Raw genomic sequence first — 17,434 nt, forward strand, 5'->3', positions numbered from 1 at the left:
CGACATAAGGCAGCACCAGGAGCCGCCGGACACGTACGTCCGGTCGTCTCCCAGGCGAAGGGGAAGCACACCGTGGCACGCATCGGTGACGGCGGCGATCTGCTCAAGTGCTCGTTCTGCGGCAAGAGCCAGAAGCAGGTCAAGAAGCTCATCGCAGGGCCCGGTGTGTACATCTGCGACGAGTGCATCGACCTCTGCAACGAGATCATCGAGGAGGAGCTCGCCGAGACCAGCGAGGTCCGCTGGGAGGAGCTTCCCAAACCCCGCGAGATCTACGAGTTCCTCGAGGGGTACGTGGTGGGCCAGGAGGCGGCCAAGAAGGCGCTCTCCGTGGCGGTCTACAACCACTACAAGCGCGTCCAGGCCGGGGAGAACGGCGGCGCCCAGGGCCGTGACGACGCCATCGAGCTGGCGAAGTCCAACATCCTGCTGCTGGGCCCCACGGGCTCCGGCAAGACCCTGCTGGCGCAGACCCTCGCCCGCATGCTGAACGTCCCGTTCGCGATCGCCGACGCCACGGCGCTCACCGAGGCCGGCTACGTCGGCGAGGACGTCGAGAACATCCTGCTCAAGCTGATCCAGGCGGCCGACTACGACGTCAAGAAGGCCGAGACCGGGATCATCTACATCGACGAGATCGACAAGGTCGCCCGGAAGAGCGAAAACCCGTCGATCACCCGGGACGTGAGCGGCGAGGGCGTGCAGCAGGCGCTGCTGAAGATCCTCGAGGGCACCACCGCCTCGGTCCCGCCGCAGGGCGGCCGCAAGCACCCGCACCAGGAGTTCATCCAGATCGACACGACGAACGTGCTGTTCATCGTGGGCGGCGCCTTCGCCGGACTGGAGAAGATCATCGAGGGCCGGGCGGGCGCCAAGGGCATCGGCTTCGGCGCGACGATCATCTCCAAGCAGGAGCGGGAGGCCAAGGACCAGTTCGAGGAGGTCATGCCGGAGGACCTGGTCAAGTTCGGCATGATCCCCGAGTTCATCGGCCGGCTCCCCGTCATCACCAGCGTGCACAACCTCGACCGTGAGGCGCTGCTCCAGATCCTCGTCGAGCCGCGCAACGCGCTGGTGAAGCAGTACCAGCGTCTGTTCGAACTCGACGGTGTGGAGCTGGACTTCGAGCGCGAGGCGCTGGAGGCCATCGCCGACCAGGCGATCCTGCGCCAGACCGGCGCCCGCGGCCTGCGCGCCATCATGGAGGAGGTCCTCCAGGGCGTGATGTACGAGGTGCCGTCCCGCAAGGACGTGGCCCGCGTGGTCATCACCGCGGACGTGGTGCTCTCCAACGTCAACCCGACCCTCATCCCGCGCGACTCGCGCGGCCGCGGCTCGGGCGAGCAGAAGACGGCCTAGCCTTACGAACAGACGGAAAGGGCGTCCGGCGCATCGCGCCGGACGCCCTTTCCGCTCGACCGGGCCCTACTTGGCGACCCGGACCTCCTTGCGCACGTCGGCGGCGAGCCCCGCGGACTCGTCCATCGAGTACGTCTTGCCGGTGGCGGTCGGCTCGACCACGGCGACCGTGCTGTAGTCGGCCCAGACGCACATGAACGTCGTCTGTTCCTTGTTGGTGACCGGGTGCGTGGTCTCGGCTTCCTGGCACTTCATCACGGCGCCGTCCAGCCCGTCGGGCGACACCGACTTCGGGTCGCCGACCAGCGTGACCTTCTCGTCGTCGGTGTTCTTGTGCATCTGCGTGAACATGACGTCGAGGGCCTTCTCCGGGTCCTCGACCTTGCCGTAGACGCCGAAGTAGGTGATGTTCTCCGCGGTCTGGAGCTTCGCCAGGTCGGAGGGGTCCTCGGGGTCCAGCGTGGTGAGGTCGGTGGTGGAGTAGATGGCCGTGACCGAGGTGGCGTCGCTGACCCCGGCCTGCGCCAGGTCCTTGGCGTCGCTGGAGCCGGCCTTCTCCTCCTGGGCCGGGCCCTGACGGTCGTACTCGTCGGAGAGGATGGACGAGGGCGCGGACAGCTTGTGCGGGCCGTCGTCCTCCAGGCCGCCGGCGCCACCGCCGCCGCCGATCAGGAAGTAGGCGCCCACACCGATGGCAGCGACGACCGCGACCGCGCCGACGACGATCGCCGCCTTCTTGCCGCCGCCTCCGCCGGACGCCGGCGGCTGGGGCGGCATGCCGTACTGCGGCTGCTGACCGTAGGGCGGCTGCTGCGGCGGGACGCCCGGCTGTCCCGGCTGCTGGGGGTAGCCGTAGCCGGGCTGACCCGGCGGGGGCGCCTGCTGGGGGTAGCCGTAGCCGGGCTGGGGCGGGGTCTGTGGCGGCTGTCCGTACGGTCCCGGCTGCTGGCCGTACGGGCCGGGCTGCTGGGGCTGCCCGCCGTACGGGCCCGGCTGGTTGAAGCTCATGACTGGGTTCCCCCTCGTGGTCGCTGCTGCGATGCCGTCAGGCCTTGACGCGGATCTGCTCGCGGAGCTTGGTGGTGATGTCGACCGCCGTGTCCTTGTCGACCCCCGTGCCGGTGTTGTCGCCCGGCGACGCCATGCCGACCGTGCTGTGGTCGGCCCAGGCGCAGAACCAGTCCGTCGACTCCTTCTTGGTCAGCGCGTTGACGCTCTTCGTCGACTGGCACTTGGCCACCGTACCGGCGATCTCGACCTCCTCCGGCTCGCCGACCAGTTCGGCGTTCTGCATGCCGCCGCTGTTCTCCGAGGAGCTCTTCTCCACCTGCTCCTGGATGTTGGCGAAGAACTTGTCGAGCGTCTTCTGCGGGTCGGCGATCTCGCCGTAGCCGCCCACCATGGTGATGCCCTTGGCGGTCAGCAGTTCGGAGCGGTCGGGGAAGTCGCCGGCGGTGCTGGGGTCGGCCGGGTCGTAATTGCCGAAGTCGGCGGTGGACCACTGGCCGAGGATCGCGGTGCCGTTCTTCACCCCGCTCTTCTCCATGTCCTTCGCGGTGTCCGAGTCGCTCTCCTCGGAGCCGTCGCCGAACCGCTGGTACTCGTCCAGCACGGTCTTCGGCACGGTCAGCTTGTGCGGGCCGTCGTCCGTGAGCCCGGCCGCGCCGCTGCCCCCGTCGCCGCCGAGGAGGAAATAGGCGCCGACGCCGATGGCCGTGACGACCGCGACGGCCCCGACGACGATCGCGGCCACCTTGCCGCCGCCACCGCCGGAGGCGGGGGGCTGGGGCGGCATGCCGTACTGCGGCTGGCCGTACGGTGCCTGTCCGTACTGGGGCCGGCCGTAGGCGGGCTGCTGACCGTAGGGCGGCTGCTGCGGCGGGACGCCCGGCTGTCCGGGCTGCTGCGGGTAGCCGTAGCCGGGCTGGGCCGGGGGCGCCTGCTGGGGGTAGCCGTAACCGGGCTGCGGGGTCTGCGGCTGTCCGCCGTACGGGCCCTGCTGACCGTACGGACCGGGCTGCTGGGGCTGCCCGCCGTACGGGCCCGGCTGGTGGTGACTCATGACTCGGTTCCCCTCGAGACGCTCAACTTCTGTTGACATCCTGGCTCAAAGGCAACGACTCCAGACCGCCGGGGGTCGCACCGTTACAAAGGAAACGCGTTTCGGGACACCCCCGTGACGGCTCTAAACTGACCCCGTGACCGACAACGCTCAGCAGCAGCCACCAGCGCCCACGACCGAACTGCCGACCCAGTACGCGCCGGCCGACGTAGAGGGGCCGCTGTACGAGCGCTGGGTGGAGCGGGGCTACTTCGAGGCGGACGCGAAGAGCGACAAGCCGCCGTACACCGTCGTCATCCCCCCGCCGAACGTCACCGGCAGCCTGCACCTGGGCCACGCCTTCGAGCACACGCTGATCGACGCCCTCACCCGCCGCAAGCGCATGCAGGGCTACGAGACGCTGTGGCAGCCCGGCATGGACCACGCCGGCATCGCCACGCAGAACGTCGTCGAGCGCGAGCTGGGCAAGGAGGGCAAGTCCCGCCACGACCTGGGCCGCGAGGCGTTCGTCGAGCGCGTCTGGAAGTGGAAGGCGGAGTCCGGCGGCCAGATCAGCGGCCAGATGCGCCGTCTCGGCGACGGCGTCGCCTGGACGCGTGAGCGCTTCACCATGGACGAGGGCCTGTCCCAGGCCGTCCAGACGATCTTCAAGCGGCTCTACGACGACGAGCTGATCTACCGCGCCGAGCGCATCATCAACTGGTGCCCGCGCTGTCTGACCGCGATCTCGGACATCGAGGTGAACTACCAGGACGACGACGGCGAGCTCGTCTCCATGACGTACGGCGAGGGCGACGAGACCATCGTCGTCGCCACCACCCGCGCGGAGACGATGCTCGGCGACACCGCCGTCGCCGTCCACCCCGAGGACGAGCGCTACAAGCACCTGGTCGGCAAGCTGATCAAGCTGCCGCTGACCGACCGCTCCATCCCGGTCGTCGCCGACGAGCACGTCGACCCCGAGTTCGGCACCGGCGCCGTCAAGGTGACGCCCGCGCACGACCCGAACGACTTCGAGATCGGCCAGCGCCACGACCTGCCGTCCATCGCCGTGATGGACGAGCACGCCGTCATCACCGCGCACGGCCCCTTCCAGGGCCTGGACCGCCTCGAGGCCCGCTCCGCCATCGTCGCCGCGCTGCGCGCCGAGGGCCGGATCGTCGCCGAGAAGCGCCCCTACGTCCACTCCGTCGGCCACTGCTCGCGGTGCAGCACCACCATCGAGCCGCGGCTGTCCATGCAGTGGTGGGTCAAGGTCGGCCCGCTCGCCAAGGCCGCGGGCGACGCCGTCCGCGACGGCCGGGTCAAGATCCACCCGCAGGAGATGGAGAAGCGCTACTTCGACTGGGTCGACAACCTCCACGACTGGTGCATCTCGCGGCAGTTGTGGTGGGGCCACCGCATCCCCGTCTGGTACGGCCCGGACGGCGAGGTCGTCTGCGTCGGACCGGACGAGGAGCCGCCGAGCGGCGAGGGCTGGCGTCAGGACTCCGACGTCCTCGACACCTGGTTCTCCTCCGGCCTGTGGCCGTTCTCCACGCTCGGCTGGCCCGAGCAGACCGATTCGCTCGCGAAGTTCTACCCGAACTCCGTCCTGGTCACCGGCTACGACATCCTCTTCTTCTGGGTCGCCCGGATGATGATGTTCGGCCTCTACGCCATGGACGGCACCCCGCCGTTCCACACCATCGCCCTGCACGGCATGGTCCGTGACCAGAACGGCAAGAAGATGTCCAAGTCCTTCGGGAACGTGGTCAACCCGCTGGACTGGATGGACAAGTACGGCTCCGACGCGCTCCGCTTCACCCTGGCGCGCGGCGCCAACCCCGGCGTCGACGTCCCGATCGGCGAGGACTGGGTCCAGGGCTCCCGCAACTTCGCCAACAAGATCTGGAACGCCACGCGCTTCGCGCTGATGAACGGCGCCACGGTCGAGGGCCCGCTCCCGGACGCCTCGCGGATGTCGTCCACCGACCGCTGGATCCTCTCCCGCCTCAACTCGGTCGTCGCCGAGGTCGACGCGTACTACGAGGACTACCAGTTCGCGAAGCTGTCGGACACGCTGTTCCACTTCGCCTGGGACGAGGTCTTCGACTGGTACGTCGAGCTGTCCAAGACGACGTTCCAGGCGGGCGGCGAGCCGGCCGAGGTCAGCAAGCGGGTCCTCGGCGAGGTCCTCGACGTCACGCTGCGGCTGCTGCACCCCGTGGTCCCGTTCGTCACCGAGACGCTGTGGACGACGCTGACCGGCGGCGAGTCCGTGGTCGTCGCCGACTGGCCGGCCGACAGCGGCTTCCGCGACGAGGCCGCCGAGCGGGAGATCGAGACGCTCCAGTCGGTGATCACCGAGGTCCGCCGCTTCCGCGCCGACCAGGGCCTCCAGCCCGGCCAGCGGGTCCCCGCCCGGCTCACGCTGGACGGCACCGCCCTCGCCGCGCACGAGCCGGCCGTCCGCCAGCTGCTGCGCCTCCAGCCGGAGGGCGACTCCTTCACGGCCACCGCGACCCTGCCCGTCGCCGGTGTCGAGGTCGCGCTGGACCTGTCCGGCGTGATCGACGTCGCCGCCGAGCGCAAGCGGCTCGCCAAGGACCTCGCCGCCGCCGAGAAGGAGCAGGCCCAGGCGACGGCGAAGCTCGGCAACGAGGCGTTCCTGGCCAAGGCCCCGGACCACGTGGTCGACAAGATCCGCACGCGGCTCGCCAAGGCCGAGGAGGACATCGTCCGCATCCGCACCCAGCTGGAGCGGCTGCCCCAGGCCTGACCCGGGCCCTGGCGCCCGCGGCCCGCACGGCCCCCGACCGGTACGTTCCGGCCGGGGGCCGTTCACGTCGTGGTGGGGACCTCGTAACCCGGACGAGGGAACCTGCGGACTCGCCCGCCGCCAGGACCCCGCCGCCAGGAGCAGCCCGCCGATGTCCTCCCCCGTGACCCCCGCCGCCGCGCCGGCCGCCGAGCCGCACGCGCCGGACCGCACCGCCGGCCGGGAGCGGCGGTACGACATCGACCTGCTGCGCGTGCTGTGCACCGCCGCCGTGGTGCTGGTGCACGCCTCCGCCGAGTTCATCGACGCCGGCCACGACACCACCGGCGTCCTCGGCGACACGGCCGGACGGTTCGCGGTGCCGGTGTTCTTCGCCATGGCCGGCTGGGCCGCGCTGTCCGGCGCGCCCGTCGGCGACGAGCGCCGGCTGCTGACCCGGCTGGGCCGGATCCTGCGCCCGATGGCCGTGTGGACCGCCCTGTACCTGCTGTGCGCGTATCTCACCGGCGGCCCGGGCGCCGGCCCGGCCGAGGAGGCGGGGCGGGCCCTCTTCGGGTCCGTCGAGGCCGCCTTCCACCTCTGGTACCTGTACGCCTACGTGCCGCTGCTCCTGCTGCTCGGCGTCGTGGTGCTGGTGGTGCGGCGCCGCACCCTGCCCACCCGGGCACTGGCGCTGCTCGTCGCCTTCGCCCTCGCCCCCGCGCTCGCCGGGGACGTACGGGAGATCACCGGCTGGTCGCCGCCCGACTGGGGCTGGTCGGTGCCGCTGTCCACGGTGGTGTACGCGGTGGCCGGCGCCGCCCTGCTCGCCGCCCCGCGCCTCGGACCCCGGGCGCTGTGGGCCGCGGGCGCGGCCGTCGCCTTCACCGGCCTCGCCGTGTACCAGCTCACGGTGCACCACCCCGCCGCGTACGGCGGCGTGGCCGTGGCCGCCGTGACCTTCGCGGTGCTCGGCACGGTGGCCGGGATCCGGGTGCCGGAGCGGGTGCGGCCCCTGGTGGCGCGGCTGTCGGACGCGTCGTTCGGGACCTACCTGGTGCATCTGTTGTGGGTGCGGCTGCTGGTGGGGCCGGTCGCCGGGCGGCTGCCGGACGGGCCCTGGGCGCCGGCCGCGCTGGCCGTGACCGCGGTGGCGGCGGCCGCGCTGTCCTTCGCCGTGAGCGTGCTGTGGGGGCGGCCGGGGTGGCGGAAGTGGCTCGGCTGACCCCGCGCCGGGGTGTGCGGGGGACCACCCGCGCCGCTCCGTAGACTGGGGACCGTGAGCGAGCGCCCAGATTCAGCAGGTCCCGACCCGGACGACACCTTCGAGGAGTTCGCGGAGCTCGTGGAGGAGGAGACCCGCCGCGACCCCGACCTCGCGGTGATCGAGGCCGGCAGCCGTACGCTGCGCACCCAGGGCGGCCCGCCGCAGGCGGACGTCCCGGCGCGCCCCGCCGACCCCGAGGTCGACAAGGCCCTGCGCGAGGTGGAGGCCGAGCTCGCCACCCGCTGGGGCGAGACCAAGCTCGAGCCCTCGGTGGACCGCATCACCGCCCTGATGGACGTGCTGGGCGAGCCGCAGCGCTCGTACCCCTCGATCCACATCACCGGAACCAACGGCAAGACCTCCACCGCCCGCATGATCGAGGCGCTGCTCGGCGCCTTCGACCTGCGTACCGGCCGCTACACCTCCCCGCACGTCCAGTCGGTCACCGAGCGGATCAGCCTCGACGGCGCGCCCGTCTCCGCCGAGCGGTTCGTGGAGACGTACCAGGACGTCAAGCCGTACGTGGAAATGGTCGACGCCGCGCAGGAGTACCGGCTGTCCTTTTTCGAGGTGCTGACCGGCATGGCGTACGCCGCCTTCGCGGACGCGCCGGTGGACGTGGCCGTCGTCGAGGTCGGCATGGGCGGCACCTGGGACGCGACCAACGTCATCGACGCCGGCGTCGCCGTGATCACGCCGATCGACCTGGACCACACCGACCGGCTCGGCGGCACGCCCGCGGAGATCGCCGGTGAGAAGGCCGGCGTGATCAAGCCGCAGGCGACGGTCGTCATGGCGCAGCAGCCGGTGGACGCGGCGCAGGTGCTGCTGAAGAAGGCCGTCGAGCTGGACGCCACCGTGGCCCGCGAGGGCCTGGAGTTCGGCGTGCTGGACCGGCAGGTCGCCGTCGGCGGCCAGCTGATGACGCTGCGCGGACTGGGCGGCGAGTACACCGAGGTGTTCCTGCCGCTGCACGGCGCCCACCAGGCGCACAACGCGGCGGTCGCCCTCGCGGCCGTCGAGGCGTTCTTCGGTGTCGGCGCCCAGCGTGCCGAGCCGCTCGACATCGACACCGTACGGCGGGCGTTCGCCTCCGTCGCCTCGCCGGGCCGGCTGGAGATCGTGCGCCGGTCGCCGACCGTCGTGCTGGACGCCGCGCACAACCCGGCGGGCGCGCGGGCCGCGGCCGCCGCGATCGGCGAGGCCTTCGACTTCAGCCGTCTCATCGGCGTGGTCGGCGCGAGCGGCGACAAGAACGTGCGGGAGCTGCTGGAGGCGTTCGAGCCGGTCTTCGCCGAGGTCGTCGTCACGCAGAACTCCAGCCACCGCGCGATGGACGCGGACGCGCTGGCCGCGATCGCCGTGGAGGTGTTCGGGGAGGACCGCGTGCAGGTCGAGCCGCGGCTGCCGGACGCCCTGGAGGCCGCGATCACGCTGGCCGAGGAGGAGGGCGAGTTCGCCGGCGGCGGTGTGCTCGTCACCGGTTCCGTCATCACGGTCGGCGAGGCCCGGCTGCTCCTGGGGAAGGGCTGACATCCGTTGCGTACGCTCTGTTCTTCGACGCTGATCGGCGAGTTCTTCGTCATCGGGTTCGCCGGTCTGGTCGCGATGAAGCAGCCCGACCTGTCGACCGGCACGGTGTGGACGGTCTGCGGCATCGCCATGTTCCTGTCCGTGGCGCTCTGCGGGATGGTCGGCCGGCCGGGCGGGGTGGCCCTCGGGTGGGCGCTGCAGCTCGCGCTGATCGCCTCCGGCGTGTTCGTCCCGATGATGTTCTTCATGGGCGCGGTCTTCGCGCTGCTGTGGTGGGCGTCGGTGCACTTCGGGCGAAAGGTGGACGAGGCGAAGGCCCGCTTCGCCGCACAGGCGCAGCAGCCCGACACTGCGTGACGGACCGTGCGACACGCCCGGTAACCTCGGTGCCCCGCACCATTTGACCCACAAGGAGCCCGCAGTGAGCCAGCGCACCCTCGTCCTCCTCAAGCCCGACGCCGTCCGTCGTGGCCTGACCGGCGAGATCATCAGCCGCATCGAGCGCAAGGCCGGCTGGACCATCACCGCGCTGGAGCTGCGCACGCTGGACCAGGACACGCTGGAGCAGCACTACGGCGAGCACAAGGGCAAGCCGTTCTACGAGCCGCTCGTGGAGTTCATGGCGTCCGGACCGGTCGTCGCGATGATCGTCGAGGGTGAGCGGGTGATCGAGGGCCTGCGTCAGCTCGCCGGGCCCACCGACCCGATCGCCGCCGCGCCCGGCTCGATCCGCGGCGACTACGGCGTGATCGTGCGGGAGAACCTGATCCACGCGTCCGACTCGGAGGAGTCCTCCGCGCGCGAGATCAAGATCTTCTTCCCGGGCCGCGTCTGAGCGTTCCCCACGCGCGCGCCGGTCGCTCCCGTGACCGGCGCGCCCCGGTCCCGGACGGTCCCCGACGGTCCTTGGCGGTGACCCGGTGCTGCCGCCCGGACACGCCGTGGCGTCGCCGCGCGCGGGCGTTCCGTCGCGACGAAATCCGCGCATAACGATCACGTCGCGGACCCGGCCCGGTTATTTGTCGTCCCTCGTACGGTCTGAGAGCTTTGCCCTCGGGCCTTTTCTGGCATATGCACGGCGTTCGGGGGAACGGATGCCCCCGTTGGCCCGTCTCCAAAGGCAGGGCGACGCGCCATCTGATGACAATGGCGAAGACCCTCGCACAGTGTGCGCGAAGGCACGTCTACCATGGACGCCATCGCGTCACCGCACCCACCTCGCCGACCTGAAAAGCCCTCAAAAGCTTCGTGGGAAGGCCAGACGAATCCTGATGGGGAACTCAATGTCGTTCATCGGCCGTGACATGGCTGTCGACCTCGGGACCGCCAACACGCTGGTGTACGTCAGGGGTCGCGGAATCGTACTCAACGAGCCGTCCGTCGTCGCGATCAACACCAACACCGGTGGCATCCTCGCGGTCGGTGCCGAAGCGAAGAAGATGATCGGACGCACGCCGGGCAACATCGTCGCCGTGCGCCCTCTGAAGGACGGCGTCATCGCCGACTTCGAGATCACCGAGCGGATGCTCCGCTACTTCATCCTGAAGATCCACAAGCGGCGGTATCTGGCTCGCCCGCGGGTCGTCGTCTGCGTGCCCTCCGGCATCACGGGCGTCGAGCGCCGCGCCGTCATCGAGGCGTCGTCCCAGGCCGGCGCCCGCCAGGTGCACATCATCGAGGAGCCCATGGCGGCCGCCATCGGCTCCGGCCTCCCGGTCCACGAGGCCACGGGCAACATGGTGGTGGACATCGGCGGCGGCACCACGGAGGTCGCGGTCATCTCCCTCGGCGGCATCGTCACCGCCCAGTCCATCCGCGTCGCGGGCGACGAGCTGGACAACGCCATCATCCAGCACATCAAGAAGGAGTACTCGCTCCTTCTGGGTGAACGGACGGCGGAACAGATCAAGATCACGATCGGTTCGGCGTACGACCTCGACACCGACGAGCACACCGAAATCCGTGGCCGGGACCTCGTCTCCGGGCTGCCGAAGACCGTGGTGATCTCCGCCGCCGAGGTGCGCAAGGCGATCGAGGAACCGGTCAACGCCATCGTGGACGCCGTCAAGACGACCCTCGACAAGTGTCCGCCCGAGCTGTCCGGCGACATCATGGACCGCGGCATCGTGCTGACCGGCGGCGGCGCCCTGCTGCGCGGCCTCGACGAGCGGCTGCGCCGGGAGACCGGCATGCCGATCCACATCGCCGAGGACCCCCTGGACAGCGTGGCGCTCGGCTCCGGCAAGTGCGTCGAGGAGTTCGAGGCCCTCCAGCAGGTGCTGGACGCCCAGCCCCGCCGATGACACACCGCCACGACTCCGCCGTACGGGACGTTCCCTCCCGTACGGCGGAGCGCTGGTGCCGAGGGGCGGTGCGGGCGGTGACGCCCCGAAGACCCCTCATGCCGACCCACACCTGAACAGACTTCACCTCATACCCGTTCTCGACGAGGAAGGCACGGCCGCCGCACGTGAGGGACACGAAAGAGAGCCGGCTGCTCCTGGTGCTGCTGATCGCCATCGCGTTCGCGCTGATCACGGTGGACATCCGCGGCGGGGAGGACTCACCGGTCGACGGTGCCCGCCAGGCGGCCGCGTCGGTCTTCGGCCCGATCGAGAACGGCGTGTCCAGCGCGGTCGACCCGATCGGCAACGCCGTCACCGCCGTCCGTGAGTCCGGCGACCGCCACGACCGGCTCGCCGCACTGGAGCGGGAGAACGCCGCCCTCAAGGCCGAACTCGGCAGCGACGACCGCGGGCGCAGCCGGCTCAAGCAGCTCGACAAACTGCTCGGCATCGCCGGCAAGGGCCAGTACGGCATCAAGGGCGCCCAGGTCATCGCCATAGGAGCCGCCCAGGGCTTCTCCTGGACCATCACCATCGACGCCGGCGCCGACGACGGCATCAAGCGCGACATGACCGTCCTCAACGGCGACGGACTGGTCGGCCGTGTCACCACCGTCGGCCCCAGCACCGCCACGGTGCTCCTCGCCAGCGACCCCGACTTCACCGTCGGCACCCGCATGGAGGCCGGCGACGAACTCGGCTTCGCCTCCGGCCAGGGCGACCGCCCCCTGCGCGTCGAACTCCTCAACGGCAAGGCCGAGGTCAAGAAGGGCGACCGGCTCGTCACCTTCGGCTCGCAGGCGGACAAGCCGTTCGTGCCCGGCGTCCCCGTCGGCGTCGTCTCCCGCGTCGACCCCTCCGGCGGTGACCTCACCCGCACCCTGTACGTCACGCCGTTCGTGAACTTCAGCAAGCTGGACGTGGTCGGCGTCGTCGTCCAGGCGCCGAAGAAGGACCCGCGCGACACCGTGCTCCCCAGGAAGCCCGAGCCGACCCCCACGCCGACCGTGACCGTGACCGTCACGCCCTCGGCGCCCGCCGACGGTCCCGACCAGCCAGAGCAGTAGGAGCTGTCACCCCATGCGCGTCAACCGGATCCTGCTCTCCAGCTCGCTGATCGTCGTCGCCCTCGTCGTCCAGGTGAGCGTCCTCGCCCGCCTCCACCTCCCCGGCGCCGTCCCCGACCTGCTGCTGCTCGTCGTCCTCGGACTCGCCCTGGTCTACGGCCACGTCGGCGGCGCCCTCGTCGGCTTCGCCGCCGGCCTCCTCGCCGACCTCGCCCCGCCCGCCGACCACGCCGCCGGCCGCTACGCCCTCGTGCTGTGCGTCATCGGCTACCTCGCCGGACTCGTCAAACCCGAGAGCGGGCAGGTGAGGACGGCGGCCGGACCCATGCTCGTGGTGGTCGCCGCCGCCGTCGGCTCCACCCTCCTCTACGCCGGCGTCGGCGCCCTCGTCGGGGACACCGCGGCCCGCCATGTCGGCCTCAGCGGCCTGCTGTTCACCGCCGCCCTGTACGACCTGCTGCTCGCGCCTTTCGTGGTGCCCGGCGTGATGGCTCTCGCGCGGCGCGCCGAGAACGACCCCCTCGCCGAGACGAACTCCGCCAAGGCCGGCGACATCTCCTCCGGCTGGCTGTCCGGCGGCACCGGCCTGCGCATCGGCGGCCAGCGCAGCGGCCTGCGGGTCAAGGCGGCCCGCGCCCGCTCGGCCCGCGCCGGACGCATCAAGGGGGTCAAGCGCCTGTGACCTCCCGAAACTTCACCGGTACGAGTGAACGCGGCTGGAACGCGCGTCCACCGGCCGGTCGTTCACCACTCGTCAGCTCACACCCGCACGCGCTCTGAGAGGGGAGGAAGCCGCGTGACCAACATCCCCGAGACCGGCCGCAGCCCCCGGGTCCAGATCCGGCTCGTCGTCATCCAGGTCCTCGTCATCTCCCTCCTCGGCACCCTCGGCGGGCGGCTGTGGTACCTCCAGATCCGCGAGGGCGACCAGTACGCCAAGGAGGCCTCCGGCAACCACGTGCAGCAGGTCGTCCAGCCCGCCGTGCGCGGCTCCATCCTGGACGCCCGCGGCGTGCCCCTCGCGGACAACGAGACGCGGCTCGTCGTCTCCGCCTCCCGCACGGACCTGATGAAGATGGACGACGACGGCAAGGCCGTCCTCACCAAGCTGGCCGGCGTCCTCGGCATGAAGCCCGCGGACGTCATGATGAAGGTCCGGCTGTGCAACGCCGAGACCCCCCAGCCCTGCTGGAACGGCTCGCCCTACCAGCCGATCCCCATCACCGACGAGGCCACCCCGCGCCAGGCCCTCCAGATCCGCGAGCGCGTCGAGGACTTCCCCGGCATCACCGCGGAACCGCAGGCCCTGCGCCGCTACCCGAGCCCCGGCAAGGCCAACACCGCCCAGGTCCTCGGCTACCTCTCCCCGGTCACCGACGAGGAGATCCAGCAGGCCCAGGACACCGACTCGCCCTACCTGCGCTCCGACATGGTCGGCCGCTCCGGCCTGGAGCGGCAGTACGACAAGCAGCTGCGCGGCAAGGCCGGCGTCACCCGCTACGAGGTCGACAAGCTCGGCCGCGTCCTCGGCCAGGCCCAGTCCGACCCCGCCGAGCCCGGCGCCAACCTCGTCACCAGCATCGACGCCCGCGTGCAGCGCATCGCCGAGTACCAGCTCAACGAGGCGATGAAGGAGGCCCGCAAGCAGCACGACCGCAACACCGGGCGCAACTACGAGGCCGACTCCGGCGCCGTCGTCGTCATGGAGGCCAGGACCGGCCGCGTCGTCGCCATGGCCTCCAACCCGACCTACGACCCCAACTCCTGGGTCGGCGGCATCTCCGCCAAGGACTACGCGGCCCTCACCGGCACCAAATCCAACTACCCGCTGCTCAACCGCGCCATCCAGGGCCAGTCGGCGCCCGGCTCCATCTTCAAGGTGATCCCGACGGCCGCCGCCATCAAGGCCGGCTACTCCTTCGAGGGCCCCTACAACTGCTCCAGCTCCTACTCCATCGGCGGCCAGGTCTTCAAGAACTTCGAGTCGCAGAACCACGGCCCCATCAGCCTCGGCCGGGCGCTCGAGGTCTCCTGCGACACCGTCTTCTACGCCCTCTCCCACGAGGAGTGGAAGCGCGACGGCGGCAACAAGCCCAAGAAGAACGCCCACGACTGGTTCTACAAGACCGCCCACCAGTTCGGTCTCGGCGAGGAGACCGGCATCGACCTGCCCAACGAGGTCACCGGCCGCGTCCCCGACCGCCAGTGGAAGGCCGACTACTGGAAGGCCAACAAGGACGCCTGGTGCAAGTACGGCAAGAAGGGCGGCAGCTACGCCGAGCAGATCGCCTACGAGAACTGCCTCGAAGGCAACCGGCTGCGCGCCGGTGACTCGGTGAACTACTCCATCGGCCAGGGCGACACGCTCGTCACCCCCATCCAGATGGCCACCATCTACGCCGCCATCTCCAACGGCGGCACGCTGTACGACCCCACCGTCGGCAAGGCCGTCATCAGCCCCGACGGCAAGACCGTCACGGAGATCAAGCCCCAGGCCCACGGCAAGCTGCCCACGTCGAAGAAGACGCTCAAGCAGATAGACGAAGCCCTCGAAGGAGTCGCCACCCGCGGTACGGCCGCGTGGCGGTTCGGCGGCTGGCCGCAGGACAAGATCCCGATGCACGCCAAGACCGGTACGGCCGAGGTGTACGGCAAGCAGACCACCTCGTGGTTCGCCACCTACACCAAGGACTACGCGATCGTCATGACGATCTCCCAGGGCGGTACCGGCTCCGGCGCCTCGGGCCCCGCCGTGCGCAACATCTACAACGCCCTCTACGGCGTGTCCGAGGACGGCGAGATCGACAGCAAGAAGGCCCTGCTGCCCACGCCGCAGAAGACCCTCCCCAAGGTCCGCACCGACGGCACCATCGCCTCGCCGAAGACCGCCAAGGACTTCGCCAAGCAGTTCAGCGCCTCCCCGTCCCCGGACGCCGAGGCCACGACCCCGCAGGGCGACGACCCCGCCGACCCGCAGCAGGCGGGCACCACCCCGTCCCCGGAGAACACCAACCGCGACACCCGCCGCAGGCGACGGCGCGGCGGCGGCCCGGGCCGCGGCGGCGGACACCCACGCGGCCGCGCACGCCGCCCGCGCGCGGCCCGGCCGGAGAGGACGGCGTCATGACGGGCGGCGTCAACAGCTTCCAGGTCTCCGGGTACGGACCCGAGCGGGCCGGCTGGACCCGGGTCTTCGCCCGCGACGGCCTCGCCCGCCGGATGGACTGGACGATACTGCTCGCGGCGCTCGCCCTGTCCCTGCTGGGCTCGCTCCTGGTCTACTCGGCCACCCGCAACCGCACCGAGCTCAACCAGGGCGACCCGTACTACTTCCTGGTCCGCCACTGGCTGAACACCGGCATCGGCGTCGCCCTGATGATCGGCGCCATCTGGCTCGGCCACCGCGGACTGCGCACGGCGGTGCCCCTGCTCTACGGCGCCTCGGTGTTCCTGATCCTGCTGGTGCTCACCCCGCTGGGCTCCACGATCAACGGCGCCCACTCCTGGATCCAGCTCCCCGGCGGCTTCTCCCTCCAGCCCTCCGAGTTCGTGAAGATCACGATCATCCTGGGCATGGCGATGCTGCTCGCGGCCCGGGTCGACGCCGGCGACAAGCCCTACCCCGACCACCGCACGGTGCTCCAGGCACTCGGCCTCGCCGTCGTGCCCATGCTCATCGTGATGCTCATGCCCGACCTCGGGTCGGTCATGGTGATGGTCATCATCGTGCTCGGCGTGCTGCTCGCCTCCGGCGCCTCCAACCGGTGGATCTTCGGCCTGCTCGGCGCGGGCGCCGCCGGCGCGATCGCCGTCTGGCAGCTCGGCATCCTCGACGAGTACCAGATCAACCGCTTCGCCGCCTTCGCCAACCCGGAGCTCGACCCGGCCGGCGTCGGCTACAACACCAACCAGGCCCGCATCGCCATCGGCTCCGGCGGACTGACCGGCTCCGGCCTCTTCCAGGGCTCCCAGACCACCGGCCAGTTCGTCCCCGAGCAGCAGACCGACTTCGTCTTCACCGTCGCCGGCGAGGAGCTCGGCTTCGTGGGCGGCGCGCTGATCATCGGCCTGCTCGGCGTCATCCTCTGGCGCGCCTGCCGCATCGCCCGCGACACCACCGACCTGTACGGCACGGTCGTCGCGGCGGGCATCGTCTCCTGGTTCGCCTTCCAGACCTTCGAGAACATCGGCATGACCCTCGGCATCATGCCGGTCACCGGCCTCCCCCTGCCGTTCGTGTCCTACGGTGGCTCCTCGATGTTCGCGACCTGGCTCGCGGTGGGCCTGCTGCAATCGATCCGGATGCAACGGCCCATGTCCGCCTGACTCAGCCCCGTGCGTCACCGGTGCGGAGCGGCCCACTGCCGCTCCGCACCCACGGCGACTAGATTCGGTGCATGGCGGACACCAAGCGCGAGATCGAGCGAAAGTACGAGTCCGACGACGCCGCCCTGCCCGACCTGACCCGCGTCCGCGGCGTCGCGTCCGTGCGGGACCGGGGCGTCACCCACCTCGACGCCACTTACCACGACACCGCCGACCTGCGCCTCGCCGCGTCTTCCGTCACCCTCCGCCGCCGCACCGGAGGCGCCGACGCCGGCTGGCACCTCAAGTTCCCCGTCGCCCCCGGCGTGCGCGACGAGATCCGCGCCCCGCTCTCCGACACCCTCCCGGACGAACTCGCCGCCCTGATCCGCTCCCGCGTCCGCGACCGGGACGTACGGCCCGTGGTCCGGCTGCGCTCCGACCGCGACGTCCGTCACCTCCTCGACGACCAGGACCGGCTGCTCGCCGAGGTCAGCGTCGACACCGTGCACGCCGAACGCCTCACCGGAGAGGGCGGCGAGGCGCGGTGGACCGAGATCGAGGTGGAACTCGCCGACGACGGCGACCCGGACTTCCTCGACAAGGTGGAGAAACGGCTGAGGAAGGCGGGCGTACGGCCGTCGGCGTCCGCCTCGAAGCTGGCCCGCGCCCTCGCCGAGACCGAACCCGGAACCGAGTCGGCCTCCAAATCCTCCGCACATGAGGGCGCCCCCGGCGCACCCCCCGCCACGGCCC

Annotated in this window: 14 protein-coding genes; 12 read left to right on the plus strand and 2 right to left on the minus strand. The window is 70.9% G+C overall.

The features are described from left to right. Positions 1-72: 72 nt before the first annotated feature. The gene (clpX, locus tag CCN29_RS06355) at positions 73-1,359 is read left to right on the plus strand and encodes an ATP-dependent Clp protease ATP-binding subunit ClpX (RefSeq protein WP_006133586.1); all 1,287 of its coding nucleotides are present in this window, start codon (positions 73-75) and stop codon (positions 1,357-1,359) included. Between the two features lie 66 nt (positions 1,360-1,425). On the opposite strand, the gene CCN29_RS06360 is transcribed toward clpX, so the two are convergent. Then, positions 1,426-2,367 (minus strand): hypothetical protein, encoded by a 942-nt coding sequence (locus tag CCN29_RS06360; protein ID WP_006133584.1) that lies wholly within the window; start codon positions 2,365-2,367, stop codon positions 1,426-1,428. A 37-nt stretch (positions 2,368-2,404) separates the two neighbouring features. Then, the gene (locus CCN29_RS06365) at positions 2,405-3,421 is read right to left on the minus strand and encodes a hypothetical protein (protein ID WP_086680479.1); all 1,017 of its coding nucleotides are present in this window, start codon (positions 3,419-3,421) and stop codon (positions 2,405-2,407) included. Between the two features lie 136 nt (positions 3,422-3,557). On the opposite strand from CCN29_RS06365, the gene CCN29_RS06370 reads away from it, so the two are divergent. The 11 genes from CCN29_RS06370 to CCN29_RS06420 form a co-directional block, all read left to right on the plus strand. Further along, a complete protein-coding gene (locus CCN29_RS06370) occupies positions 3,558-6,182 on the plus strand; it encodes a valine--tRNA ligase (RefSeq protein ID WP_006133581.1) in 2,625 nt (874 codons plus the stop codon). Between the two features lie 151 nt (positions 6,183-6,333). Next, the gene (locus tag CCN29_RS06375) at positions 6,334-7,386 is read left to right on the plus strand and encodes an acyltransferase (RefSeq protein ID WP_086680481.1); all 1,053 of its coding nucleotides are present in this window, start codon (positions 6,334-6,336) and stop codon (positions 7,384-7,386) included. Positions 7,387-7,440: 54 nt separating this feature from the next. Next, entirely contained in the window at positions 7,441-8,961 is a 1,521-nt protein-coding gene (gene folC, locus CCN29_RS06380) for a bifunctional tetrahydrofolate synthase/dihydrofolate synthase (RefSeq protein ID WP_039987702.1), read from the plus strand. Between the two features lie 6 nt (positions 8,962-8,967). Next, positions 8,968-9,318 (plus strand): DUF4233 domain-containing protein, encoded by a 351-nt coding sequence (locus CCN29_RS06385; protein WP_006133577.1) that lies wholly within the window; start codon positions 8,968-8,970, stop codon positions 9,316-9,318. Positions 9,319-9,382: 64 nt separating this feature from the next. Then, complete coding sequence (ndk, locus tag CCN29_RS06390) at positions 9,383-9,796, plus strand: nucleoside-diphosphate kinase (RefSeq protein WP_006133576.1); 414 nt, start codon at positions 9,383-9,385, stop codon at positions 9,794-9,796. A 448-nt stretch (positions 9,797-10,244) separates the two neighbouring features. Beyond that, the gene (locus tag CCN29_RS06395; RefSeq protein WP_006133575.1) at positions 10,245-11,264 is read left to right on the plus strand and encodes a rod shape-determining protein; all 1,020 of its coding nucleotides are present in this window, start codon (positions 10,245-10,247) and stop codon (positions 11,262-11,264) included. A gap of 167 nt (positions 11,265-11,431) precedes the next feature. Beyond that, positions 11,432-12,373 carry a rod shape-determining protein MreC gene (gene mreC / locus CCN29_RS06400; RefSeq protein WP_006133574.1) on the plus strand — a complete coding sequence of 314 codons (942 nt, stop codon included), beginning with the start codon at positions 11,432-11,434 and terminating at the stop codon, positions 12,371-12,373. A gap of 13 nt (positions 12,374-12,386) precedes the next feature. Then, positions 12,387-13,055, plus strand: a complete 669-nt coding sequence (gene mreD / locus CCN29_RS06405; RefSeq protein ID WP_006133573.1) for a rod shape-determining protein MreD — start codon at positions 12,387-12,389, stop codon at positions 13,053-13,055. A gap of 114 nt (positions 13,056-13,169) precedes the next feature. Then, positions 13,170-15,500, plus strand: a complete 2,331-nt coding sequence (gene mrdA, locus CCN29_RS06410; protein WP_086680484.1) for a penicillin-binding protein 2 — start codon at positions 13,170-13,172, stop codon at positions 15,498-15,500. Beyond that, positions 15,497-16,699 carry a rod shape-determining protein RodA gene (rodA, locus tag CCN29_RS06415; RefSeq protein WP_006135402.1) on the plus strand — a complete coding sequence of 401 codons (1,203 nt, stop codon included), beginning with the start codon at positions 15,497-15,499 and terminating at the stop codon, positions 16,697-16,699. Before mrdA ends, rodA begins: the two co-directional genes overlap by 4 nt. Positions 16,700-16,770: 71 nt before the next feature. Beyond that, positions 16,771-17,434, plus strand: a 664-nt coding sequence (locus CCN29_RS06420) for a CYTH domain-containing protein (RefSeq protein WP_442538249.1), incomplete at its 3' end; no start/stop codon positions are given.

The sequence above is a fragment of the Streptomyces pseudogriseolus genome (genome assembly GCA_002154585.1).
GTDB classification, from domain to species: domain Bacteria; phylum Actinomycetota; class Actinomycetes; order Streptomycetales; family Streptomycetaceae; genus Streptomyces; species Streptomyces pseudogriseolus.